Annotated in this window: 20 protein-coding genes and 1 pseudogene; 9 read left to right on the top strand and 12 right to left on the bottom strand. The window is 64.9% G+C overall.

Annotated features, from left to right (window positions below; genetic code table 11):
• Window positions 1–42: 42 nt before the first annotated feature.
• From ACOAMO_RS04310 to dnaN, 7 genes are all read right to left on the bottom strand, one after another.
• Window positions 43–663 carry a DUF3566 domain-containing protein gene (locus ACOAMO_RS04310; protein WP_420176355.1) on the bottom strand — a complete coding sequence of 207 codons (621 nt, stop codon included), beginning with the start codon at window positions 661–663 and terminating at the stop codon, window positions 43–45.
• Window positions 656–3,388 (bottom strand): DNA gyrase subunit A, encoded by a 2,733-nt coding sequence (gene gyrA, locus ACOAMO_RS04305; RefSeq protein WP_420176354.1) that lies wholly within the window; start codon window positions 3,386–3,388, stop codon window positions 656–658. The genes ACOAMO_RS04310 and gyrA overlap by 8 nt, the downstream gene beginning before the upstream one ends.
• Window positions 3,389–3,604: 216 nt before the next feature.
• Window positions 3,605–5,611 (bottom strand): DNA topoisomerase (ATP-hydrolyzing) subunit B, encoded by a 2,007-nt coding sequence (gene gyrB, locus ACOAMO_RS04300; RefSeq protein WP_420176968.1) that lies wholly within the window; start codon window positions 5,609–5,611, stop codon window positions 3,605–3,607.
• Between the two features lie 305 nt (window positions 5,612–5,916).
• The gene (locus ACOAMO_RS04295) at window positions 5,917–6,501 is read right to left on the bottom strand and encodes a DUF721 domain-containing protein (RefSeq protein ID WP_420176353.1); all 585 of its coding nucleotides are present in this window, start codon (window positions 6,499–6,501) and stop codon (window positions 5,917–5,919) included.
• Window positions 6,498–7,787 carry a DNA replication/repair protein RecF gene (gene recF / locus ACOAMO_RS04290; RefSeq protein WP_420176352.1) on the bottom strand — a complete coding sequence of 430 codons (1,290 nt, stop codon included), beginning with the start codon at window positions 7,785–7,787 and terminating at the stop codon, window positions 6,498–6,500. Before recF ends, ACOAMO_RS04295 begins: the two co-directional genes overlap by 4 nt.
• A gap of 211 nt (window positions 7,788–7,998) precedes the next feature.
• Complete coding sequence (gene gnd / locus ACOAMO_RS04285) at window positions 7,999–9,048, bottom strand: phosphogluconate dehydrogenase (NAD(+)-dependent, decarboxylating) (protein WP_420176351.1); 1,050 nt, start codon at window positions 9,046–9,048, stop codon at window positions 7,999–8,001.
• 57 nt (window positions 9,049–9,105) lie between these two features.
• Window positions 9,106–10,266 carry a DNA polymerase III subunit beta gene (gene dnaN / locus ACOAMO_RS04280; protein WP_420176350.1) on the bottom strand — a complete coding sequence of 387 codons (1,161 nt, stop codon included), beginning with the start codon at window positions 10,264–10,266 and terminating at the stop codon, window positions 9,106–9,108.
• Between the two features lie 601 nt (window positions 10,267–10,867).
• Here dnaN and ACOAMO_RS04275 point away from each other — a divergent pair.
• Complete coding sequence (locus tag ACOAMO_RS04275) at window positions 10,868–11,500, top strand: TetR/AcrR family transcriptional regulator (RefSeq protein WP_420176349.1); 633 nt, start codon at window positions 10,868–10,870, stop codon at window positions 11,498–11,500.
• A 60-nt stretch (window positions 11,501–11,560) separates the two neighbouring features.
• Here ACOAMO_RS04275 and dnaA read toward each other — a convergent pair whose 3' ends face one another.
• Window positions 11,561–13,033: a chromosomal replication initiator protein DnaA gene (gene dnaA, locus ACOAMO_RS04270; RefSeq protein WP_420176967.1), complete on the bottom strand. Its 1,473-nt coding sequence runs from the start codon at window positions 13,031–13,033 to the stop codon at window positions 11,561–11,563.
• A gap of 440 nt (window positions 13,034–13,473) precedes the next feature.
• Here dnaA and rpmH point away from each other — a divergent pair, with 440 nt between their 5' ends.
• The 5 genes from rpmH to ACOAMO_RS04245 all read left to right on the top strand — a co-directional run bounded on the left by rpmH (window position 13,474) and on the right by ACOAMO_RS04245 (window position 16,211).
• Window positions 13,474–13,611 (top strand): 50S ribosomal protein L34, encoded by a 138-nt coding sequence (rpmH, locus tag ACOAMO_RS04265; protein WP_420176348.1) that lies wholly within the window; start codon window positions 13,474–13,476, stop codon window positions 13,609–13,611.
• A gap of 9 nt (window positions 13,612–13,620) precedes the next feature.
• A complete protein-coding gene (gene rnpA / locus ACOAMO_RS04260; RefSeq protein WP_420176347.1) occupies window positions 13,621–13,989 on the top strand; it encodes a ribonuclease P protein component in 369 nt (122 codons plus the stop codon).
• Window positions 13,986–14,333, top strand: a complete 348-nt coding sequence (yidD, locus tag ACOAMO_RS04255) for a membrane protein insertion efficiency factor YidD (protein WP_420176346.1) — start codon at window positions 13,986–13,988, stop codon at window positions 14,331–14,333. Before rnpA ends, yidD begins: the two co-directional genes overlap by 4 nt.
• Window positions 14,333–15,469: a membrane protein insertase YidC gene (yidC, locus tag ACOAMO_RS04250; RefSeq protein ID WP_420176345.1), complete on the top strand. Its 1,137-nt coding sequence runs from the start codon at window positions 14,333–14,335 to the stop codon at window positions 15,467–15,469. Before yidD ends, yidC begins: the two co-directional genes overlap by 1 nt.
• Before the next feature lie 133 nt (window positions 15,470–15,602).
• Window positions 15,603–16,211, top strand: a complete 609-nt coding sequence (locus ACOAMO_RS04245; RefSeq protein ID WP_420176344.1) for a protein jag — start codon at window positions 15,603–15,605, stop codon at window positions 16,209–16,211.
• Between the two features lie 99 nt (window positions 16,212–16,310).
• On the opposite strand, the gene ACOAMO_RS04240 is transcribed toward ACOAMO_RS04245, so the two are convergent.
• The gene (locus ACOAMO_RS04240; protein WP_420176343.1) at window positions 16,311–17,189 is read right to left on the bottom strand and encodes a MerR family DNA-binding transcriptional regulator; all 879 of its coding nucleotides are present in this window, start codon (window positions 17,187–17,189) and stop codon (window positions 16,311–16,313) included.
• A gap of 1,206 nt (window positions 17,190–18,395) precedes the next feature.
• Between ACOAMO_RS04240 and rsmG the strand changes: the two genes are divergently transcribed.
• From rsmG to ACOAMO_RS04225, 3 genes are all read left to right on the top strand, one after another.
• The gene (rsmG, locus tag ACOAMO_RS04235) at window positions 18,396–19,001 is read left to right on the top strand and encodes a 16S rRNA (guanine(527)-N(7))-methyltransferase RsmG (protein WP_420176966.1); all 606 of its coding nucleotides are present in this window, start codon (window positions 18,396–18,398) and stop codon (window positions 18,999–19,001) included.
• Window positions 19,002–19,373: 372 nt separating this feature from the next.
• Window positions 19,374–20,141, top strand: coding sequence for a ParA family protein (locus ACOAMO_RS04230; RefSeq protein ID WP_420176965.1), 768 nt, complete (start codon window positions 19,374–19,376; stop codon window positions 20,139–20,141).
• Window positions 20,141–21,070, top strand: a complete 930-nt coding sequence (locus ACOAMO_RS04225) for a ParB/RepB/Spo0J family partition protein (protein WP_420176342.1) — start codon at window positions 20,141–20,143, stop codon at window positions 21,068–21,070. Before ACOAMO_RS04230 ends, ACOAMO_RS04225 begins: the two co-directional genes overlap by 1 nt.
• Before the next feature lie 56 nt (window positions 21,071–21,126).
• Here ACOAMO_RS04225 and ACOAMO_RS04220 read toward each other — a convergent pair.
• From ACOAMO_RS04220 to ACOAMO_RS04210, 3 genes and pseudogenes are all read right to left on the bottom strand, one after another.
• Window positions 21,127–21,480: pseudogene (locus tag ACOAMO_RS04220) on the bottom strand (DUF3817 domain-containing protein); the annotation flags it as partial.
• Between the two features lie 96 nt (window positions 21,481–21,576).
• Window positions 21,577–22,263, bottom strand: coding sequence for an SURF1 family protein (locus tag ACOAMO_RS04215; protein ID WP_420176341.1), 687 nt, complete (start codon window positions 22,261–22,263; stop codon window positions 21,577–21,579).
• Window positions 22,260–23,228: a D-alanine--D-alanine ligase family protein gene (locus tag ACOAMO_RS04210; protein WP_420176340.1), complete on the bottom strand. Its 969-nt coding sequence runs from the start codon at window positions 23,226–23,228 to the stop codon at window positions 22,260–22,262. Before ACOAMO_RS04210 ends, ACOAMO_RS04215 begins: the two co-directional genes overlap by 4 nt.
• Window positions 23,229–23,255: the final 27 nt, after the last annotated feature.

Below are 23,255 nucleotides of genomic sequence, written 5' to 3'. Positions count from 1 at the left end.
CAGCGGCCATCGAGCACAAATCGAGCCCGATGGCCGAGGCCGTCAGTCCTCCGCGAGGGTCACCTCAAGACCACCCATCACCGTGGCGGCCAAGTTGTAGAGGAAGCTGAACAGCGTCGCCAGGGCGGTGAGCAGCACCACGTTGATCGCCGAGATCAGCGCGGCCAGGCCCAGCACCTTGGGGGTGTTCACGTAGTCCTCCAGCCGGAAGGCGCTCTCGGCACCGGGGCTGGCCACCAGGTCGGTGACTGCGGTGTTGACCGACTCGAAGACACCAGAGGCATTGATCACGCCCCAGATCACCCAAGTGGAGACGAAGAAGATGATGCCCCCGGCCATGGTGAACAGGAAGGCGGTCTTCATCACCGACCACGGGTCGACGCGAGACAGGCGCAGCCGCGCGCGGCGCGTGCGTCGGCTGGTGGCGGATCCGGCCGCATCACTGGCGGTGGCCTCGGCCGTCTTGGAACGCAGGTCGGTCACCTTGCCACCCATCGACGATGAGGCTTCCCCCATCTTCTTGCGGGCACGGGTCCAGGCCGACTCATTCGGCTCGACGCCGTCGCCGGCCTGCTGGGCCTTGACGACGGTGACGTCGTCCGCCCCCTGGGCGCCCTGCGCCGACTGGGCGCCAATCTTGGCGGCCTTGCTCGGATCACTCACCGGATTCCTCCTGGTCGTCCTCGGTCACCTCGACCGACTCCTGCTGGTCAACGGTAGCGGGCGCGGCGGTCTCATCGCCCTGCGACGTGCCCGACTGGGACGGATCGACTTCCTCGGACTCCTCCACATGGCTCTCCGGGTTCAGTGCGATCACGGCCACCTCGTCGCCACCCCGGACCCCCACGAACTTGACGCCCATGGTGTCACGGCCCTTGGCGGGCACGTCCGAGACGGCCGAACGGGTGATCTGGCCGGAGTTCTTGATGGCGATCACCTCGTCGTGCTCACTGACCACCAGGCCACCCACCAGCTCGCCCCGGTCGTCGGCCAGCTTCATCGCCTTGATGCCCAGACCACCGCGGCCCTGCTGGCGGTACTCGCTCACCGCGGTGCGCTTGGCGTAGCCGCCGGAGGTGACGGTGAAGACGAAGCGGTCGTCCTCGGCCATCTCCGAATCGATGACGGCCATGCTCAACAGCGAGTCGTCCCCGCGGAACTTCATGCCGGTGACACCGCTGGTGGCGCGTCCCATCGGGCGCAGCTGCTCGTCGCTGGCGCTGAAGCGGATGGCCTGTCCCTTGCGGGAGACCAGCAGGACGTCGTCCTCCTCGCTCACCAACTGGGCGCCGATTAGCTCGTCGTCCTCGTCACGGAAGTTGATGGCGATCACGCCCGCCTGACGCGAACTGTCGTACTGGTGCAGGGCGGTCTTCTTGACCAGTCCCTTCTTGGTGGCCAGCACCAAGTAGTCGGCATCCTCGTAGGTGCGCAGCGTCAACACCTGGGCGATGCGTTCCTCGGGCAGGAAGCTCAGCAGGCCGGCCACGTGACCGCCCTTCGCGTCGCGTCCACCCTCGGGTAGCTGCCAGGCCTTGATGCGATAGACGCGGCCCATCGTGGTGAAGAAGAGCACCCAGTGGTGGGCCGTGGTGGTGAACAGGTGCTGCACCTCGTCGTCGGCACGCAGGCTGGCGCCACGCACGCCACGACCGCCGCGCTTCTGCACGCGGTAGGAATCCGACTTGGTGCGCTTGGCGTAGCCACCGTGGGTGATGGTGACCACCACGTCCTCGTCGGGAATGAAGTCCTCGTCACTGAAGTCACCATCGGCGGCGACGATCTTGGTGCGACGCTCATCACCGTACTTGTCGGTGATCTCCTGCAGCTCGGTGGCGATGATCTGACGCTGGCGCATCTCGTTGGCGAGGATGTCCTTCAGGTCGGCGATCAGGCGCTCGAGCTCGGCCAGCTGGTCGATGATCTTCTGGCGCTCCAGCGCGGCCAGACGGCGCAGCTGCATCTCGAGGATGGCATTGGCCTGGTCCTCGTCGATGTCGAGCAGCTTCATCAGGCCGTCGCGGGCCTCGTCGGTGGTGCGCGAGGCACGGATCAGCGCGATGACCTCGTCGAGCATGTCGAGGGCCTTGACCAGACCACGGAAGATGTGGGCCTTCTTCTCCGCCTGCTGCAGCTGGAAGGCGGTACGACGGCGGATGACCTCGATCTGGTGCTTCACCCAGTAGCTGATGAACTGGTCCAGGCGCAGCGTGCGCGGCACCTCGTCCACCAGGGCAAGCATGTTGCAGCCGAAGGTGTCCTGCAGCTGGGTGTGCTTGTAGAGGTTGTTCAGCACCACCTTGGGCTGGGCGTCGCGCTTGAGGACGATGACCAACCGCTGGCCGGCACGCGAGCTGGTCTCGTCGCGCAGGTCGGCGATGCCGTTGATCTTGCCGGCATTGACCAGGTCGGCGATCTTGGAGGCCAGGTTGTCGGGATTGCACATGTAGGGCAATTCCTTGGCCACCAGCATGGTGCGGCCGTTCTTGTCCTCCTCGATCTCGACCACCGCACGCATGGTGACCGAGCCACGCCCGGTGCGGTAGGCCTGCTCGATGCCGTCGCGGCCGACGATGGTGGCTCCCAGCGGGAAGTCGGGGCCCTTGATGAAGCCCATCGAGGCCTCGAGCAGCTCCTCGTCGCTGGCCTCGGGGTGCTCCAGCGCCCACTGCACGGCCTGGGTGACCTCACGCAGGTTGTGGGTGGGGATGTTGGTGGCCATGCCGACGGCGATGCCGGTCGAGCCATTGACCAGCAGGTTCGGGAAGCGGGCCGGCAGGACCGACGGCTCCATCTCGCGGTTGTCGTAGTTGGGGCGGAAGTCGACGGTGTCCTGGTCGATCTCGCGGACCATCTCCATGGCCATCGGCGCCATCTTGCACTCGGTGTAACGCATGGCGGCTGCCGGGTCGTTGCCGGGGGAGCCGAAGTTGCCCTGGCCATTGATCAGCGGCGCACGCATCACCCAGGGCTGGGCCAGACGGACCATGGTGTCGTAGATGGCCGAGTCACCGTGCGGGTGGTACTTGCCCATCACCTCACCGACCACGCGGGAACACTTGTTCCAGCCGCGATCGGGGCGGTAGCCACCGTCGTACATGGCGTAGAGCACCCGGCGGTGCACCGGCTTGAGGCCGTCGCGCACGTCGGGCAGCGCACGGCCGACGATGACGCTCATCGCATAGTCCAGGTAGGACTTCTGGATCTCGTCGTTCAGGTCGATGGGCTCGGTGCGGCCATGGTTGGGCGCCTCGATGTCCTCGACGGTGGAGATGCTGCCCTCGGAGGGCTTTTCACCCTCGTCGCCCACGATCTCCTCGACGGGCGACAGGTCGTCGGAATTGGCCTGCTCGTCGCTGCCCTGGGGGCCCTGCGGAATGTCAGTCATTGTCTTCCCTTGTGACTACGTACTGCTGAAGTTCTGTGATCAGGCGCCCCTCCGCGGTCCCCGAGCCTGTCGAGGGGCCTCGACAGGCTCGGCCGCCGGTGAGGGCTTTCCCTGGACCCTTCCGATCCGGAGCGCAGGCCCGAAGCGAGCTTGCGAGCGGCCGGACCGGTGCGCGCGACGGCGCGGGGATCCAAGGGGGTCGTCCCCCTTGCTGTCCTAGATGTCCAGGAAGCGGACGTCCTTGGCATTGCGCTGGATGAAGCTGCGGCGCTGTTCCACGTCCTCGCCCATCAGGATCGAGAACATCTGGTCGGCCATGGCGGCATCGGCCAGGGTCACCTGCAGCAGGATGCGCCCGTCGGGATCCATGGTGGTGTCCCACAGGTCCTGGGCATCCATCTCACCCAGACCCTTGTAGCGCTGGATCGGGTTGACCGTGGGCAGCTTCTTGCCCGACTTGAGACCCGCGTCACGCAGTGCGTCACGTTCGGCGTCGGTGTAGGCCAGCTCGTGCGGGGCATTGGTCCACCGCAGGCGGAAGAGCGGGGGCTGGGCCAGGTAGACCTTGCCCTGCTCGATGAGCTTCGGCATGAAGCGGAAGAGCAGCGTGAGCAGCAGGGTACGGATGTGGGCGCCGTCGACGTCGGCGTCGGCCATCAGCACGATCTTGTGGTAGCGCAGCTTGTCGATGTCGAAGTCCTCGTGGACGCCCGTTCCCAGGGCGTTGATGATGGCCTCGACCTCCTTGTTCTGCAGGATCCGGTCCAACCGCGCCTTCTCGACGTTCAGGATCTTGCCGCGGATCGGCAGGATGGCCTGAGTGCGCGGGTCACGGCCGCCCTTGGCGGAACCGCCGGCGGAGTCACCCTCGACGATGAAGACCTCGCACTCCTCGGGCTTGTTGCTGGAGCAGTCGGCCAGCTTGCCGGGCAGGCCACCGCCGCCCAGCAGACCCTTGCGGTTGCGGGCCATGTCGCGGGCCTTGCGCGCGGCGATGCGGGCCTGGGCCGCGGCCTGGCTCTTGCGGACGATGTCCTTGCCCTCGGCGGGGTGCATCTCGAACCAGTCGCCGAGCTTCTCGTTGACCACGCGCTGCACGAAGGAACGAGCCTCGGTGTTGCCCAGCTTGGTCTTGGTCTGGCCCTCGAACTGCGGCTCGGAGAGCATGATCGAGATGATCGCGGTCAGGCCCTCGCGGATGTCGTCACCCGAGACGCGGTCCTCGCGCTTCTTGATCATTCCCCAGGCCTCGCCCCACTTGTTGACCGTGTTGGTCAGGGCGGAACGGAAGCCCTCCTCGTGGGTGCCACCCTCGATGGTGTTGATGGTGTTGGCGAAGGTGTGGACGCTGGTGTTGTACGAGGTGTTCCACTGCATCGCCACCTCGACGCCCATCCCGGCCTCGGGCATGTGGGCCTCGACATTGATCACGGTGGGGTGGATCGGCTCCCGCGTGCCGTTGATGTACTTGACGTAGTCGACCAGCCCCTCCTCGTAACGGAAGACGTGCTGGTTCTGCTTGCCGTCCTCGTCGACGTGGTCGGGGCGCTGGTCGATGATACTGATCTGCAGGCCCTTGTTGAGGAAGGCCATCTCGCGAAAACGCGTCGAGAGCGTCTCGTAGGAGTAGTTCGTGGTCTCGAAGATGTCCGGGCTGGCCCAGAAGGTGACCTTGGTTCCCGTCTCGTCGCTCTGTTCGCACTGCTTGAGGTCGTAGTCGGGCTCACCCAGGCTGAACTCCTGCTGCCAGCGGTAGCCGTCACGCCAGACCTCCACCTTGAAGTGGCTGGACAGGGCATTCACCACCGAGGAACCCACGCCGTGCAGACCGCCGGAGACCTTGTAGCCACCATCACCGAACTTGCCACCGGCGTGCAGCACGGTGAGGGCGACGGTGACGGCCGGCAGACCGTGGGTGGGGTGGGTCTTGACCGGGAAACCACGGCCATGGTCGGTGACCGAGATCCCGCCCTCGGGCAGGATCTCCACCTCGATCGAGTCGCCGTAACCAGCCAGCGCCTCGTCCACGGCGTTGTCGACGATCTCGTAAACCAGATGGTGTAAGCCGCGCTCACCGGTGGAACCGATGTACATGCCGGGGCGCTTGCGCACCGCCTCCAGGCCCTCCAGGACCTGGATCTGGCCGGCGTCATAGCTGCCGGCGGCCACCGAGTGGTCCCCGGCCTCGGTCAGACCTTCCAGACGCGCATCCTCGGCATTGATCGCCTCATCCGCCACGATCTCCGGGCTGGTGCTTTCGCTCACCTGTGGGGCTCCTTGTCCGCATGAGTGTCGCCCGGGCCGCTGTCGGCCAGGGCGACATTTCTCCAACAAAGGAATTCTACCGCACGGTGCGGAATGCAGCCTCATTGGAGGGGTGTGGCGATGCAGGAATGCCCCTGACCGGCTCTGCAGGCCGGATTGGAGGGTCTGCCAGCACCCTCACCTAGCCCCCCAGCAGCCCCAGGGGCTTCCAGAGCTCCTGTGGCCCGATATTCAGCATCGATGCGGTGTGCCCGGCATGGGTCTCAGCCATAGGTGTCACGCGGTCCCCGGCCGTCACGCACCGTGCGGGGCCCATGCCGCCAGCTCGGAGCGGTCGGCCCCAGCACGGTGATCCGGGTGACCGTTCCGTCACCCAACTGACGATTCAGCTCGGCGACCAGGCTCGGCGCCAAGGTGCGCAGGCTGGTGGCCCACACCGTGGCGTCACAACGCACCGTCAAGACCGAGTCCACATAGGCCTCCGGCCGGGAATGGGCCGCATTGGTGGGCCCCACCAGTGCATCCCATCGGTCGAGCAGGTGACGCAGGTTCACCTCGCGCTTCCAGCCTCGCTCCTCGATCACCCTGCCCAGCGCCGCTCCCAGTGGCTGCGGGTCGCGGGGATCGGGTCCGGCACCGGAACGGGTGTTGCCGTCCACCCAGGTACGGCGTCGGGGGCGCGGCTTGCGAATACCGCGCGGCGGGGGCAACAGCGAGCGGGTCGCCTCGGCCACCTGACTGGCCAGATCGGTCCCCAAGGGGTCGTGGCGCGCCAGGACATCACGATCCTCGTCGCTCGCTGTGGATTCCGATTCGTGTGTCCACTCGTTCTCCGGAGGGTTGCTCACCGCTCATCCCCAGCCTCGACGTCGTCATCCACCGGTTCTTCCACAGGGTTTTCCACAGGCTGTGGAGTGAGCTGGTTCACACCGTCCAAGGCCTTGTCAGGAAGGGGTTCACCCGCAAGATCCGCAGGCACGACGGTCCCTGCGGAGACGCGATATCGCCGCCCTGTGGGCAGGCCCTGGTCATCCAGTGTCAACAGTTCGGGCACATCGGTGGCCACGGCCGCGGTCACCAGGACCTGCTCGGCGCCGCGGACATGCTCGGCCAGCCGCAGGCGACGGGTGGAGTCGAGCTCGGCGAAGACATCGTCGAGCACCAGGACCGGTTCGATGCCGTCGGCCCGCAACAGCTCGAAGGCTCCCAGCCGCAGCGACAGTGCCAGACTCCAGCACTCGCCATGGCTGGCATAACCCTTGGCCGGCAGCGCACCGATCGACAGCGTCAGGTCGTCGCGATGCGGCCCCACCAGGCTCACCCCGCGGGCCAGCTCCTCACGACGACGCTCCTGCATCGCCTCACGCAGCCGCCGCTCCAGGAATTCTCGTCCGGCTTCGTCGGCAGGTCCGGGAACGATGTCCAGACTGGTCTTGTACTCGGCCGCGGCGACATTGTTGGTGGGCGCGATCTCCTCATAGGCCCGGCTGACGTGCGGCATCAGGTCGGTGATGGTGTCCAGCCGGGCGTGCAGCAGCTCGCTGCCGATGCGGGCCACCTGCTCGTCCCAGACGTCGAGGGTCGACAGGGCGTACTCGTCGGGGCGTCCACCGGGCTTGGCCAAGGACTTCAACAGGGTGTTGCGCTGCTTGAGGGCCTTGTCGTAGTCGGCCTTGACGCCGGCCATGCGTGGCCAGCGGGTGATGACGATCTGGTCCAGGAAGCGACGACGGTCGCTCGGGTCGCCCTTGACGATGGCCAGGTCCTCGGGGCTGAAGACCACCGTGCGCAACACACCGCAGATCTCCCGGGCCCGGGGCAGCGCATTGCGATTGATCCGGGACCGGTTCGCCTTGCCGGGATTGACCTCGATCTCCAACAGCAATTGGCGGGGGTCATCGCTGGCGGCCTGCACCCGGCCGCGCACGATGGCCTGCGGCTGCCCGGCCTTGACCAGGGGAGCCTCACTGCTCACCCGGTGCGAGGACATGCTCGAGAGGTATTCGACGGCCTCCACCAGATTGGTCTTTCCTTGGCCGTTCTGGCCGACGAAGATCGTCACGCCCGGGCCCAGCTCCACGTCGGCGGTGCCATAGCAACGCCAGTCGGTGAGGTTGAGGTGGTGGACGAACATGCCCTCCAATCTACTGGTCGCCACCGACGGCGGCCCCGGCCCTGCCTCAGTCCGGCCGTCTCGGCCGCAGTCTGCACCAACATCACCGACAAGCGCAGCCGGTGCCCGGTGGCATGGATAGGGGACCAAGATCGTTCCACGTGGAACGATCTTGGTCCCCTGACGCCTTGGTCCCCTGACGCCTTGATCTCCCCGGGCGTGGGGATCCGGGTCAGTGTCCCTTGGGATTGCCACCCTCGCCCGGGGCCAGGGTGCCATCCGGCTTCGCGGCGACCACCGCATGCCCGCCGAACTCATTGCGCATGGCGGCGATCATCTTCATGGCCGGCTTGTCCTCCTGCTGGCTCACGAAGCGGGCGAACAGGCTGGCCGCGATCGTCGGCACCGGGACGCCCAGGTCGACCGCGGCATTGACCGTCCAGCGCCCCTCTCCGGAGTCCTCGGCGATGTCGTCGATCTTGTCCAGGTGGGGATCCTTCTTGAGGGCGTCGACGGTCAGGTCGAGCAGCCAGGAGCGGATGACCGTGCCCTCCTTCCAACTCTCGAAGACCGCGGGGACGTCGGTCACCTCACCGGCGGTCTCCAGCAGCTCCCACCCTTCGGCATAGGCCTGCATGATGGCGTACTCGATGCCGTTGTGGACCATCTTGGCGAAGTGGCCGGCCCCATGGTCGCCGGCATGCACGAACCCGTAGTCGCCTTCCGGCTTGAGTGCATCGAAGATCGGCTGCACCGTGGCGACGTCGGCAGCCTCACCGCCCACCATCAGCGCATAGCCGTTGTCCAGCCCCCACACTCCACCGGAGACTCCCGCGTCGATGAAGCCGATGCCCTTGGCCTTGAGCTGCTCGGCATGGCGCTCGTCATTGGTCCACTTCGAGTTGCCACCGTCGATGACGATGTCACCGGGGCTGAGCATCTCGGCCAGCTGCGCGATGGTCTCGTCCACCACCTGCACCGGCAGCATCACCCAGACCACCTTGGGGCTCTGGGTGAGCTGGTCGACCATGTCCTGCAAGCTGGCCGAATCACTGACCTCGGGATTGCGGTCGTAGCCGACGACGGTGTGGCCAGCGCGACGAATCCGCTCCCGCATGTTGCCGCCCATCTTGCCCAGCCCGACGAGTCCGATCTGCATGCTGCTTCCTTTCACCCTGGTGCGAGGAGTCGCACCGTGCACTCCCCAGCGTAGGGATCGACGCCGCGCCGTGGAGCAGACCCGGACCCATTTCCGCTGCCAGCGTTTCGAAGCGGCGAACATGACACTCGGCGGGGCCGATTCCTGGGAATCGGCCCCGCCGAGGCGGTTGGTCGGGCGTCAGTTGGGCAGGCGCATCAGCATGATCACGTGCTTGTAGTCGGGCAGCGGATCGGAATCCAGGTCCGACAGGCCGGTCACCAGACAGGGCTTGCCCGGCGCGGTGAAGGCAAAGTGCACATAGGGCGTGTCGACCGCATTCAGCGCATCCGAGAGGTAGTGGGGATTGAAACCGGCCGCCGTGAGGGCCAGCTCGCCGCCACCGTGGTTCTCGACGACGGCCTCGATGGCCTCCGAGGCCTGTGCCTGGTCGCCGGTGGCAGCCTCGAGGGCGACGTGCCCGTCGCCGATCATCATCCGCAGGGGCGTGTTGCGCTCGGCCACCAGTGCCACGCGCTTGACGGCACTGATCAGCTCGGCGGTGTTCACGCGCACCGAGACGGCGGCCTGCACGTTCATCAGGTGGCGGACCTTGGGGAACTCACCGTCGAGCAGCCGGGTGGTGATCTGGCGGGTGCCGCCGTGGCCCTCGCCCTCGAAGCCGATGAGACCATCGCCGGCCGAGGCATTGGACAGGCTCATGGTGATGTTCTCACCGGCACCCATGCTCTTGGCGGTCTCGCTGAGCACCTTGGCGGGCACCAGGGCCGCACCGGAGGCCTGCGAGTTGCTGGGCTGCCAGGTGAGTTCCTTGAGGGCCATGCGGTAGCGGTCGGTGGCCAGCAGCGACAGCGTCTCACCCTCGATCTCCACACGGACACCGGTGAAGACGGGAAGCAGCTCGTCGCGTCCGGCGGCCACCACGACCTGGCTGACGGCCTTGGCGAAGTCCTCGCTCTCCACCATTCCGGTGGCGGCCGGCATCTCCGGCAGCGAGGGGTAGTCGTTCACTGGCAGGGTCTGCAGGGTGAAGCGCGCCGAACCGCATACCAGCTCCATGCGCGACTCGTCGCTGGTCAGCTCGACCGGCTTGTTGGGAAGGCTACGGGCGATGTCGGCCAGCAGGCGTCCGGAGACCAAGGCCTCACCGGACTCCAGCACGTCGGCAGCCACGTTGATCTGCGCCGAGGTCTCATAGTCGAAGCTCGACATGGTGATGCCCTCGTCGGTGGTCTTGAGCAGCAGACCGGCAAGGATCGGGACGCTGGGTCGGCTCGGCAGGCTACGGGCGGCCCAGGCCACGGCCTCGGCCATCACATCGCGTTCCAGACGGATCTTCACGGCGTCCCCTTCGGATGCAGGTTGTTCATGGTCTCATCCGCCCCGGCACACCTTGCAGGCTGTCAGTTGACGGCGTGGGCATCATATCCACCAACCACTGGGGAAGACAGGTCTCGTCCTCCAGCCCTCTGGTGCTGGTTGAGGGTCGTGTGCTCGAGTCCGCACTTGTCCACAGATTGGGGGCGGTCGTGCTTTGAAGACCTTGGAGAGATATGTATTGCCGTCATCGTCATCACTTCTGTGGAACCTGTGGATAACCGACGTCACCGCTTGCCAGATCGGTTTTGACGAGATTTTCGGGCTGTGGACAAGCTGTCAAGGGCTTGGGGACGGTTGTGGATCGGTCACTATCGGGTTTTCCACCGTCCACCGCCACCCCACAGGAGGCGCCCGAGTTGTCCACAGTTATCCACAGGCTGCCTGTGGATTGTGCACAACTCGCGTCGCCCGCTCATCGAGGCTGCCGGCGCTCGCAGCGGCACCACATGTGGACTGTCGATGGGGTCACGTCGATACTGGCTGGGTCGACACCCGACCCGTGGATACTGGACCAGTCGATTTCAGGGCCAGTCGATCCCGATGCAATCAGGAGTGATCAAGCGTGAGCGGACATGAGCACCACGAGCCGAGCCCCAAGGGCGACCGCAGGCGGGCGCAGATCCTGCAGGCGGCAGTGGAGCTGTTCGGCGAGGTGGGCTACCGCGGCACGTCCTTGCGTGACATCGCCGCCCGCGTCGGGATCACCCACCCAGGGCTGCTGTACCACTTCAACTCCAAGGAAGACCTCTTGCTCGAGGTGCTGGCGCGGCGTGACCAGGACGATGGCCAGCGCTTCCACACCGATGGGACCGAGGGCTCTGCGGTGGAGCAGCTGGCGGGCATGGTGCACATCGTGGAGCACAACGCCCAGCGACGCGGCATCGTCGAGCTGTTCACCACGCTCTCGGCGGAGGCGACCGACGCGTCACATCCGGCCCACACCTACTTCACGCTGCGCTATGAGATGTTGGTCGATTCCCAGACCAAGGTCTTCGAGGTCATCGAGGAGCAGGGACTGCTGCGTCCTGGCATCACGGCACAGACGGCGGCCCGCACCTTGGTTGCGCTGATGGACGGACTGCAGGTGCAGTGGCTCTACGATCCCCGTGGAGTCGACATGGCTGCCGACGTGCGCAGCTACCTCGAGGCGATCCTGGTGCGGCCGTTGGAGGAACTGCTGGCCGACCAGGCCTGAGGCCCGTCGCGCCCGCGAGGGCCCTGCTGGGTACTGGCCCGTTGAGACTGGCCCTGTGGACTATTGGCCCTGCTGCTTGATCCGGTTGGTGAGTTCGGTCACCTGGTTGAAGACGCTGCGTCGCTCGCGCAGCAGTTCGCGGATCTTGCGGTCGGCATGCATCACCGTGGTGTGGTCCTTGCCGCCGAAGAGCTGGCCGATCTTGGGCAGGCTCATGTCGGTCAATTCACGGCACAGGTACATGGCGATCTGACGGGCCGTCACCAGCACATGCGTGCGCGACGTGCCGGTCAACTCATCCATGCTGATCCCGAAGTAGGCCGCGGTCTCGCTCATGATCAACTGGGGAGTGACCTCGGCCTCCTGACCCTCTGGAATCAGGTCCTTGAGCACGATCTGTGCCAGGTCGAGGTCGACCTCCTGGCGTTGCAGGCTCGCGAAGGCGGTGACGCGGATCAGGGCGCCCTCCAGCTCACGGATGTTGGTCTGGATCTTCGACGCGATGAACTCCAGCACCTCTGGGCCCGCGGTGAGGTTCTGCGTCGCGGCCATGCGCTTGAGGATGGCGATGCGGGTCTCGAGGTCCGGCGGCTGGATGTCAGTGATCAGGCCCCACTCGAAGCGGCTGCGCAGTCGGGGCTCCAGGGCCTCCAGCAGCTTCGGCGGCCGGTCGGAGGTCATCACGATCTGCTTCTGCGCATTGTGCAGCGTGTTGAACGTGTGGAAGAACTCCTCCTGCGTCTGGATCTTCGATTCCAGGAACTGGATGTCGTCGATGAGCAGGACGTCGACGTCGCGGTAGGTGCGTCGGAACTGTGCGGTGCGGTTGTCACTGATCGCATTGATGAAGTCATTGGTCAGCTCCTCGGTGCTGACGTACTTCACCCGGACCCGGTCGTAGTAGTGGCGCACATAGTGACCGATGGCGTGCAGCAGGTGGGTCTTGCCCAGCCCGGACTCGCCGTAGATCATCAGCGGGTTGTAGCTCTTGCCCGGAGCTTCCGAGACGGCAGCGGCGGCGGCGTGCGCGAAACGGTTCGAGGATCCGATGACGAAGGTCTCGAAGGTGTACTTCGGGTTCAGGCGATCCGCATCGGGGGTGTTGATGGCCGGCGTCGAGACAGGGCCGGGACGCATGCGCTCGGCATCCGCCTTGGGAATGAACTGGGCCGGCTCCGGATCGAACTCCTCTGGATCCTCGTCGCGGTCCGGCACCTCGAGGCTGAGTTCCAGGTCTGGCTCGACGGTGATGGCCAGACGCATCTGCCGGTGGAAGAAGTCCGACAGTGCCTCTTCTATCTGGACGCGAAGCCGGGTCTCGATCCGTTCCCGGGTGAACTCGTTGGGCACCGCGATCATCACGGTGGATTCGTGCATCGTGAGCGGCTTGGTGTTGCGCAACCAGGCCTTGTTGGGGGCATCCGCGCTGGTCTGGATGTGCTTCCACGCCTTGGTCAGCTGGGCAGCGGGATCGTCAGCGGCTGCGGCCGTGGGGCCCACACGATCTGACGAACTACTCACTGTCACACCCATCATGTCGCCCCGAACGTTCGTGGGAGCCATCCTCGTTGGGGTTTCGAGGTGCCCTTGATCCCGGCTGGAATCGAGTTTTCCGTATCCACATAGTTTTCCACAGCCTGTGGGCTGCGCACCACTCAGGCCACTCCGTCCGCGGAGAAACCTGTGGAAAACTCACGGCCACGGACCGTAGACGATACTTCCGTCGTCAGGGGCGGGCAAGCTGGGCGCGTCCGAAATGTTTGCCGAGCGGCGTGTCGGCTGGACTACAGCGTTGTAATTACTCCCGTGGAGGTTCCTGGTGCTCTGCTCGGTTTGCCCTGGGGGTGGGCCAACCCGTATCGTTGACCAGTCGCCGGCCGTCGGCGATGCACTTCCCCGTGCCGGAATGGATGCTGCTCAGGCGTTCATCCGTTCCGGGTTCCGCCAATTCGAAGACAAAGGGAGTAATCCCCGTGAGCAAGCGTACTTTCCAGCCCAGCAACCGTCGTCGCAGCCGCACGCATGGTTTCCGCGCCCGCATGAGCACCCGCGCCGGTCGCGCCATTCTGGCTGCGCGTCGTCGCAAGGGCCGCTCCGAGCTGTCCGGCTGACGAGTTCGGGTGCTTCCCGCCCAGACCCGGATGCGTCAGGCATCCGAATTCCGCGAAACCATTCGTGGCGGGGTCCGGGCGGCGAAACCCACTCTCGTCCTGCACGCACGCGTGACACAGAGCCCGCCTTCACGGGTGGGCTTTGTTGTGTCCAAGGCCGTGGGCAACGCAGTCACCCGAAATCGGGTGAAGCGTCGCCTGCGGCATCTTGTGCTTCCCCTGCTCGCCGAGACGCCCGGCATGACCGTGGTGGTGCGGGCACTTCCCGCGGCAGCGACCGACCCGGAGCGGCTGCCAACCGATCTGGCCCAAGCCTGGTCGCGCTGCGTGGAGCGACTGGAACTGGGCTCGGATCCCGCTTCGAAGGGTGCGCCGTGAGGTATCCACTGATCGCCTTCGTGAAGTTCTGGCGCGCCCTCATCTCGCCCCTGTACGGCAATGTCTGCAAGTACCACCCCTCCTGCTCGGCCTATGGCCTCAGAGCACTGCAGACCCGGGGAGCCATGGTCGGCTCCCTGCTCACCATCTGGCGCATCCTGCGCTGCAATCCTTGGTCGCTGGGCGGATACGACCCGGTTCCCGGCACTCCCGAGGCCGCCGAATGGCAGGCCCGGCAGGCCGAGCGCGCTCGCGATCCTCGGGAACAGCCCCAGGAGCACCCCACTGACTGGTCCCTTGCTGCGGCGACGGACGACTCCCACAACACCCGAGGTGAAATCTGATGGTTCCACTCCAGACGCTGCTGTTGTTCTTCGGACTGAAGGACGTCTTCATGGATTTCGGCAGCGCAATCATGCAGCCCATCTACTGGGCGGTCTCCGGACTGATCGTGCTCTTCCACAAGCTGTGGTCGCCGATCTTCGGCTATGACAACGGCATCACCTGGGTGCTGTCGATCGTCTCGCTGACCATCGTGATCCGTACCCTTCTCATCCCGCTGTTCGTCAAGCAGATCAATTCCTCGCGTGACATGCAGCTGATCCAGCCCAAGGTGAAGGCGCTGCAGGAGAAGTACGCCAATGACCGGGAACGGCTGGGTCAGGAGACCATGCAGCTCTACCGCGAGGAGGGCGTCAACCCGATGGCCTCCTGTCTGCCGGCGCTGCTGCAGATGCCCATCTTCCTGGCCCTGTTCCGCGTGCTCGAAGGCGCGGCGCGCAACCCGATCGTGCCCCGGGGTCACTTCTTCAAGCAGAACCCCGAGCTGGTCAAGTCGCTGCACGATGCCACCGTTGGTGGTGCGCAGTTGGCGGGACGATTCCTGCCCGCCTCCCCCTTCGGTGCCAACCAGATCACTGCCCTGGTGCTCATCTTCCTGATGACCGCAGTGCTGTTCATCCAGCAGAAGGAGCTGATGATCCGGAACATGCCGCCGGAGGCCCTGACCGGGCCGATGGCGCAGCAGCAGAAGATGATGCTGTACATGTTCCCGGTGATGTATGCCGTGGGCGGTGTCTACATTCCGATCGGTGTGCTGGTCTACTGGCTCACCACCAATCTGTGGACCCTGGGCCAGCAGTTCATCCTGATCCGCAACAACCCGACCCCCGGCACCCCTGCGCACATCGACTGGCAGGAGCGCATGCGCGCCAAGGGCAAGGATCCCGACAAGATCGAGGCCGAGCGTCGCGCCAAGCGTCAGAAGAGTCGCCAGGCCAAGGTCGTCGTGCCCGCCTCTGCGCCCGTACAGGAGGGTGAGGGAGGTTCCACCGCCGCTCCTCGTCCCGGAGTCGCCCGGCAGCAGGTGACGCGCCAGACGGTGCGAAAGACCAGTGACGGGGGCCGCCAGACGGTCCAGCGTCAGCAGCCCGCGCGTCAGCCCCGCCAGGCTCGCAAGAAGACGAAGAAGAAGAAGTAGGCCAGGGCCGGGGTGGTTCGCCCGTCACCGTCGAGTGGGCGAACCATCCCCGTGGCCTGATCCCCGCGGCGTGCGGGGCCCTTGGATTTTCTCGTGACGTTCGCGTCACTCCCCTTCCAATGAGGAGAACACCATGAGCGAGGAGCTCACCACCGACGAGGTGGAGAACCAGAGCAGTGAAGAAGCGGTCGAATCGGAGGCCATGGCCGAGCAGGACCAGGCCCTGGGTCCTGCCGAGGAGACCGACCAGACGGCCGTCGAATCCAGCGATGACGACGATGACCAGGAGGATCCGCTGGACACCGAGGGTGATGTCGCAGCCGATTACCTGGAGGAATTGCTCGACATCGCCGATCTGGATGGTGACATCGACACCTATGTGGAGGGCGGCCGCGCCCACGTCTCGATCGTGACCGACAACCAGACGCTGGTGGGGCGTGACGGAGAGGTGCTGGATGCCCTGCAGGAGCTCTCCCGTCTGGCCGTGATGACCGAGACCGGTCACCGTAGCCGCCTGATGCTGGACATTGCGGGTCATCGCGATCGTCGCCGCAAGGAGCTTCAAGTTCTGGCCCACGACGCGATCGCCGAGGTGAAGACGGCGGGTGAGGCAGTCCGTCTGGCGCCGATGAACCCCTTCGAGCGCAAGATCGTGCACGATGCGGTTGCCGAGGCCGGCCTGGTGAGTGAGTCGGAGGGTGTCGAGCCCAAGCGTCGAGTCGTGGTGCTGCCCGCTCAGTGACCATGTGGTGACGGGACGTATCCCCGCGTGGGATCAGGGTCCCCGAGCCTGTCGAGGGGGCCGGTGCAGTGCACCGGCCCCCTTTGTCATGCCATGGGGTCAGTGGACCGACAGGGTCAGGCAGTGCTCGATGACTGGGCGCTCCGGCGTGCCCGTGGTGCGCTGGCGGACCGGCGTGGAGTCCACCCCCGCCTGCTCGGCCACCAGTGACAGTGCGAGACCGGTGGGATGAGGCAGTGGCCCGCCGGGCAGGCGCGCAGCGACGAGGTCCTCATCGGTGGGTTGCTCGGCCGTGGGCACGGGCGTGGTGACGAAGGCTTCGGTGCGTGTCGGGAGCTGACCGGTCACCACGTCGACGCCCTCGATGTTGATGTCGGGCCGTACGGGGGTCTTGGTCTGCAAGCAGTAGGAGACGCGCAGCACGTTGGGCTGGCGGGAGTCACTGCCGAAGCTCATCCAGAAGGTGTCGGCCAGGGCATCGACACCCCGATCGGACAAGCGCTCCAGCAACTCCTCGAAGCCATGCTGCAGGACGTCAAAACGCTGCTCCACCACGCTCTCGTCGGGATCCTCACCGAGCTCCTTGAGGTCGATCGTGGCTTCGGTGCCCACCCAGTGCTGGGCGGGGCATTCGCGCCGCTGCACCTGGTCGAGCCCGATGGGCTGTTGCCAACGTAGCGCTTGGTCCAACGCCCAGTCCTCCAGCTCACGCTGTGCTGCGAGCTCCTTGCGGCGCTCCTCAAGGATGCCGGGCAGGTCGTGGGGATGTGTCAGGGCCTGCTTCATCTGGGTGATTCCCATGCCGGTCGCTCTCAGGAGGCGCAGCAACGCGGCGTGCTGCAGCTGTTCGGCCCGATAGGAACGGTAGCCATTGTGTTCGTCGACGTTGGCGGCCGGCAGAAGGCCGATGTCGTGGTAGTAGCGCAAGGTCTTGATGCTGAGCCCCGTGCCGTGGGAGAACTCGCCGATACCGATCATGGTCTATCCCTTTCCTGGGTGGTGACGAACTTCGTCGTTGCCTCCACGGTGCTGCCTCCAGTGGCTGGAGGGTCAAGCAGATCCTGCCCGACCGGGGTGGCGTGGAGTAGCGAACGACTTGGCTGGCCTGTGGATCACCGTCCTGTCAGGGAGAAATCGGCTCATCGACCCGTCGAGAATTGAGAATTAGAGAAATAAAGAGAGAAGACTATATATCGACAAAGAAATGAAACTCGAGCGAATGAATGGGGGTCAGGAGGGGTCAGGGTGGATCAGGAGGGGTCAGGCGCGACGGGGCCATGAGCAGTGCAAGCTCCAGGAGTGACTGGCTGGCTCGCCCTTCTACCGCTGATGAGGGCACCAGACGAGCACATCGTCCCCGACGCAGGCAAACATCACGCCATTGGATATGGACTGAACGCCGGGCCGAGTACCTGCGATCGTGCTTCGGCTCAGCTGGAACCGTCCAATGAGGAACACGGAAGTCGAGAGAGGGCTTGGAAATCGGCTTTCGCGACCGTTGTCAGGCACTGCGGCGCAATCGGGAGGTCGGCGTTTCACGTGGAACTGGGGAAGGCAGTTCTTGTAAAGGCGGAACGATGCCTATGGGATCCACCTCGCCGCACCCGGCCTAGGGGTAAATGTCTTAATCCTCACAGCACTGGCTGGGGTTTGACGCAGCAGCCACAGCAGCTCGCCGTGGGGGACTTGCGGAGGCTGGGGAGTCGATTCAAGTGCCCGGCTTCCTTGGGTGTCTCCCGCAGTCTTTCGATAACCGAGCGTGGGTGGGCTCAATGTGGCTAGGACGTGACCAGATGACCTAGGACGCGACCCGATGACATCGTGGATTCCGAGGAATCTCTCGAACTCGGCGCTGCCAAGGGCGCAATACGCAGAGACGGACGTTGCTGGAGGTCGAACGCCAGGGCGGCGTGAGCGAGGTGCAGGTCTTGGTTGGCACTCTGATGGTCTCGAAACCAACGTCAAGTTCGCACGCGTGATGGGTGAGGGGATCCGATGCGTGACACCAAGGCGATACCAATCCCCTGATCCGAGCTACTGTTTGCCCCGGTCTGGGACTGTTCATTCGTGAACCCACTTGGTCAACATCGGAACTCGAGATGTGTCAGGTTTCACGTGGAACGGGAGGCTGCCCGGAGCGACTAGGCTGGAACCCCACCGTTCAAGGAGTCACCAGTGGAACCCATGGAACAGGCACGGTCCGTGTACGGTAATGCCTATGAAACCATTAATCGATATGTCGATATTCTAGGGACGAAGGCGATTGACTGGGGGCTCATGGGGCCGCGCGAGAAGGATCGACTGTGGGAGCGACATGTCCTGAACAGTGCCGCCTTGGCTGACCTGATCCCCCAGGGCAGCACTGTCGTTGATGTGGGCAGTGGAGCCGGCTTGCCGGGTATTCCACTGGCGGTGCTACGCCCCGATCTGCAGATGACGCTGTTGGAACCCCTGCTTCGCAGGTTCAACTTCTTGGGCGAGACGGTACAGGACCTGGGTCTCGAAGATCGCATCGACGTCGTGCGCGGCCGAGCAGAGGATTGTGATGAGACCTTCGACGTAGTGACCTGTCGGGCCGTCGCGAACGTGAACAAGTTGCTCGGCTGGTGCACTCCCCTCTTCTATCCTGATGGTCGACTCGTTGCGCTCAAGGGTGACAGCGTTCACCAAGAGATCGCTGACGCTTCCAGGAGACTGGAGGCAAGCAGGCTGGACGCTCAGGTCTTCCAGGTGCGGGCTCATCCTGAGGCGGAAGTCACGCAAGCCTTGGTGATCCAGCGTCAGCGGTGACCACACCGGCGGGATGATGTCGAAACCCGTTTCACGTGAAACCTTGTCAAGACTGAATCGAGCGTTGACGTACCAAGACCAGGTAGTTCTCGACGCGGCACGTCTTCGATGTAAGTGAAGAAGTAACGCATCCACGCGGCCGCATCCTCACGGACATCCGGCGGTTCTCTTGTAGACTCGTGATGCATTGTTAGATCGATGACGATGCGGCGCGTGACGTTCCACGTGAAACATTGAGCATCACCAGGATGAAGGGCGAACCTACTTGTGACCAGCACCGCAAGCACCCCCACGCAGCGCGTCCCTGGCACTCCCCGCATCATCCCGAGGGATGTGAAGACGGACTTCCCCAAGCCGGCGAATCCGCGGGTGATGTGCGTGGTCAACCAGAAGGGTGGCGTCGGGAAGACCACGACCACCGTCAACCTGGCGGCTTCCTTGGCGGAGGGTGGGCTCAAGGTGCTGGTGCTGGACTTGGATCCACAGGGCAACGCCTCGACAGCACTCGGCATCCCACATGATCCGGGCACACCAGGAACCTACGAAGGCCTACTCGACGGAGTGCCCTTGGCTGAGCTCGTCGTGGACTCTCCTGAAGCGGACAACCTGCAGGTCATTCCGGCGACGGTCGACCTGGCGGGCGCTGAGATCCAACTGGTGCACATGGTGGGCCGGGAGCAGCGGCTGGCCCGCGCGATTCGGAGCTACCTCAAGGACCACGAGGTCGACTACATCCTCTTCGACTGCCCACCGTCGCTCGGATTGCTCACGTTGAACGCCTTGGTGGCGGCCGGTGAGGTGATCATCCCAATCCAGTGTGAGTACTACGCACTCGAGGGCGTCTCGCAGTTGATGAACACGATCCAGGTGGTCCAGCGTGAACTGAATCCTGATCTTGATCTTTCCACGGTGCTGTTGACCATGTTCGATGCACGTACCAAGCTCTCCGCCCAGGTGGCTCGCGAGGTGCGCAAGCACTTTGGCGAACAGACCTTGGACGCACAGATTCCCCGCTCAGTGCGGATTGCAGAGGCGCCCAGCTATGGGCAGACCCTCCTCCAGTTCGATCCCTCGTCCGCCGGCGCCAAGGCCTACTGGCGCGCGGCCAACGAGATCGCCAATCGTGGAAAGGCTCGTTGATGCCAGCGAAACACCAGTCAGGACTCGGCCGCGGCCTGGGAGAACTCTTCCAGCGGACGGACGTCAATGATGATGATCAGTCGAGGGTGCTTCCCCCGGAAGTCGACCACGCTGGACCCTCTGCACCCCTCGAGGACGGTTCGTACTTCCAGCTGATCCCGGTTGACCAGATTCATCCGAACCCGAAGCAGCCCCGCACGGTTTTCGACGAGGATGCGCTCAACGAGTTGGTGGAGTCGATCAAGGAGGTCGGCGTCCTCCAGCCGATCGTCGTACGCCAGACAGACCAAGATCAATACCAGTTGATCATGGGTGAACGTCGTTGGCGGGCCACCACCCAGGCTGGTTTGGAGACGGTGCCGGCGATCGTACGCGGAACCGAGGATGGCGACCTGCTTCGCGATGCCCTCCTGGAAAATCTTCACCGTGCCCAGTTGAATCCCCTGGAAGAAGCCGCTGCCTATCAGCAGATGCTGAGTGACTTCGGCTGCACCCAGGAAGAGCTGGCCGTGAAGATCAAGCGCTCACGTCCGCAGATTTCCAACACCATCAGGCTGCTGCGTCTGCCTGCGCCGGTGCAACGACGTGTCGCTGCGGGCGTGCTCTCTGCCGGGCACGCTCGTGCCTTGCTCATGATCGAAGATCCGGTGGCACAGGAGCAGTTGGCACAGCGCATCGTGGCCGAGGGCTTGTCCGTGCGTGCCACCGAGGAGATCGTCGCGATGCAGGACGGCGGATCTCCCAAGAGTCGCCGTGCTCGGACTCCCAAGGAGCCCTCTCCCCGAGCCATGGAGCTGTCGTCGACGCTCTCGGACCACTTCGACACGCGAGTGAAGGTGGACATCGGCCGCAATCGCGGCAAGATCACGATCGAATTCGCCAGTGAAGACGATCTGGAACGCATCCTGAACATCGTCAACGGCCAGTAAATAGATTTGGGGCTTTGTCGACAAAACGACAAAGCCCCAAAATCACTTTCCTTGGGTCAGCCGGCGAGCTGGCGATCCACGGCCTCCTGCCAGATCCGCAAGGTCTCCAGTACGTCCTTGCGGGCCGAATGCTCGGCCACGAAGGACAGGAAGGGCACGGTGCCGGCCAGAGCGATCATCAACAGACGCTTCCACGACCAACGGGCACGGCGACCCAGGTCATAGGCCGTGATGAGCAGCCCCATGTAGAGCCAGCCGTGGGGAATGCCGGTGAGGGTCACAACCTGGTCATTGCCCCAGATGTACTTCAGGGGCATGCCGACACAGACCAGCAGGACCAGAAGAATGCCCGTGGCGTAGGCGAACAAGCGATACCGAGCAAGCGCACCACGCAAGCCCTGGACGTCGTCCTGGGTCAGCTCGTCGAGGTCATCGTCATGGAAGTCAGTCACGGTGCCAGCCTACCCAGCCGCTCACCTGCTGGCGCTCGGGTTCCTGGGGCTCGGTCATTCCTTGATGGATCGCACGCCCACCCAAGTGGCTGCCACACCGAAGATCGCAAAGGCCCACCACTGCAGGGCATAGCCGCGGTTTCGTTCCTTGCCGCCCCCCACGTCGGGGATCTCCGGCTTCTTGGGTCCCAGGCCCTGCTGCTGACTGGCCTGCGCCTCCAGTGTCACGAAGCCCTGCACCATGGGTGCCGGCCAGCGTTGCGCCAGCTGCTCCAACCGAACCGTCCCCTGCGTCCCGGCAGGCACATCGGCGGCGGTGGGAACCTCGGGCTTGGCCTGCGAGGGAAGGATGACGCCCTGGACGCTGGTCTGACCCTTCGGAGGCGCGGGAATCTCCTGCCCCTTGGAGACGGTGCCGCGCACGACGGTCAGGCTGCGCCCGCCAACGGTGCGGAAGGCGTTGACGACCTGCAGCGGATACTCGGTGCCCACCAACACCTGCATGTTGGGAAGATAACTGCCCTTGGCCGTCACGCGACGCCCGTACAGGTCTCCGACGGCCTCGTCCTGCTCGTCGAGGGCCGGCTCCAGGTCACGGGGCGCTCCTGCCGCTCGCTGTTCGGCGCTGCCCTGTGCCTGGGACTGGAAGACCTCCGCCTGCCACAGCCCCAGGAAGATCATGAACAGGCTCAGGGCCCCACCAATCACCGCCACCAGCAGCTGTTTCAGGCGCCGCGTCATGCCTGTGTCACCTGCTCGACCAAGGGGCCATAGACGCTACCAAGATCAAGTCCTGCGGCCCTCATGGCGAGGGGAGCGATCGAGGTCTCGGTCATGCCAGGAGCACTGTTGCCCTCAAGGAACCAAGCGCGGCCCTCGTCGTCGACGATCATGTCCACGCGCACGACGGCCTGCAGGTGCAGGGCCTTGACGGCTCCGCGAGCAAGATCATCTGCATTCCGGGCGGCTTCCTCGGACAGCTCGGCAGGCACCAGGAATCGGGTGAAACCCGCCGTGTAACGCGCGGCGTAGTCATAGATCCCCGATTCGGGACGGATCTCGACGGCAGGCAGCACCCTCACGTCGTCGTCATGGACGATGGCGGTGACGGCAACCTCGGTTCCGTGGATGAATTCCTCGATGATTGCGACGGGGCCGTAGGCATAGGCGGCCACCATCGCCTGCCGCAGTTCGTCCATCGAGTTGACCTTGGTGGTTCCCAGTGCCGACCCACTCTGCGCGGGCTTCACGATCAAGGGGAAGCCGAGCTTGGCGCCCAGCGCCTCCACGAGGCGGTCGGCACCCAGCTCACGGAAGATGTCATGGGGCAGCGCCACCTGTTCGGGGACGTTGAAGCCTGCGCGGGAGACGATGGTGCCGGCCACCGACTTGTCGAAGGTGACCCGGCAGACCGAACCGGAAGAGCCGACGGCGGGCACCCCGAGCAATTCGAGCACCTCCAGCAGTGCGCCGTCCTCCCCCAGGCCGCCGTGCAGCATCGGGACCACCACGGGATTGTCGATGCCGCTCAACAGGCCCACCAGGTCGGAGTTCACGTCGGCCTCGACCACGGTGTGTCCGGCACCTCGCAGCGCCTGGGCCACGCGACGGCCGGAGCGCAGGGAGACATCGCGTTCATGCGACAGTCCACCGGCCAGGACGACGACGGTGGCCTTGTTGGATGCCTGGACGGGAGCTTCGCTCATGGTGGGGGGTGACCTTTCGCTCAGGGT

This window comes from Luteococcus struthionis (assembly GCF_048595755.1).
GTDB lineage: Bacteria > Actinomycetota > Actinomycetes > Propionibacteriales > Propionibacteriaceae > Luteococcus.
This window is presented reverse-complemented; position numbering and strand designations above follow the sequence as displayed.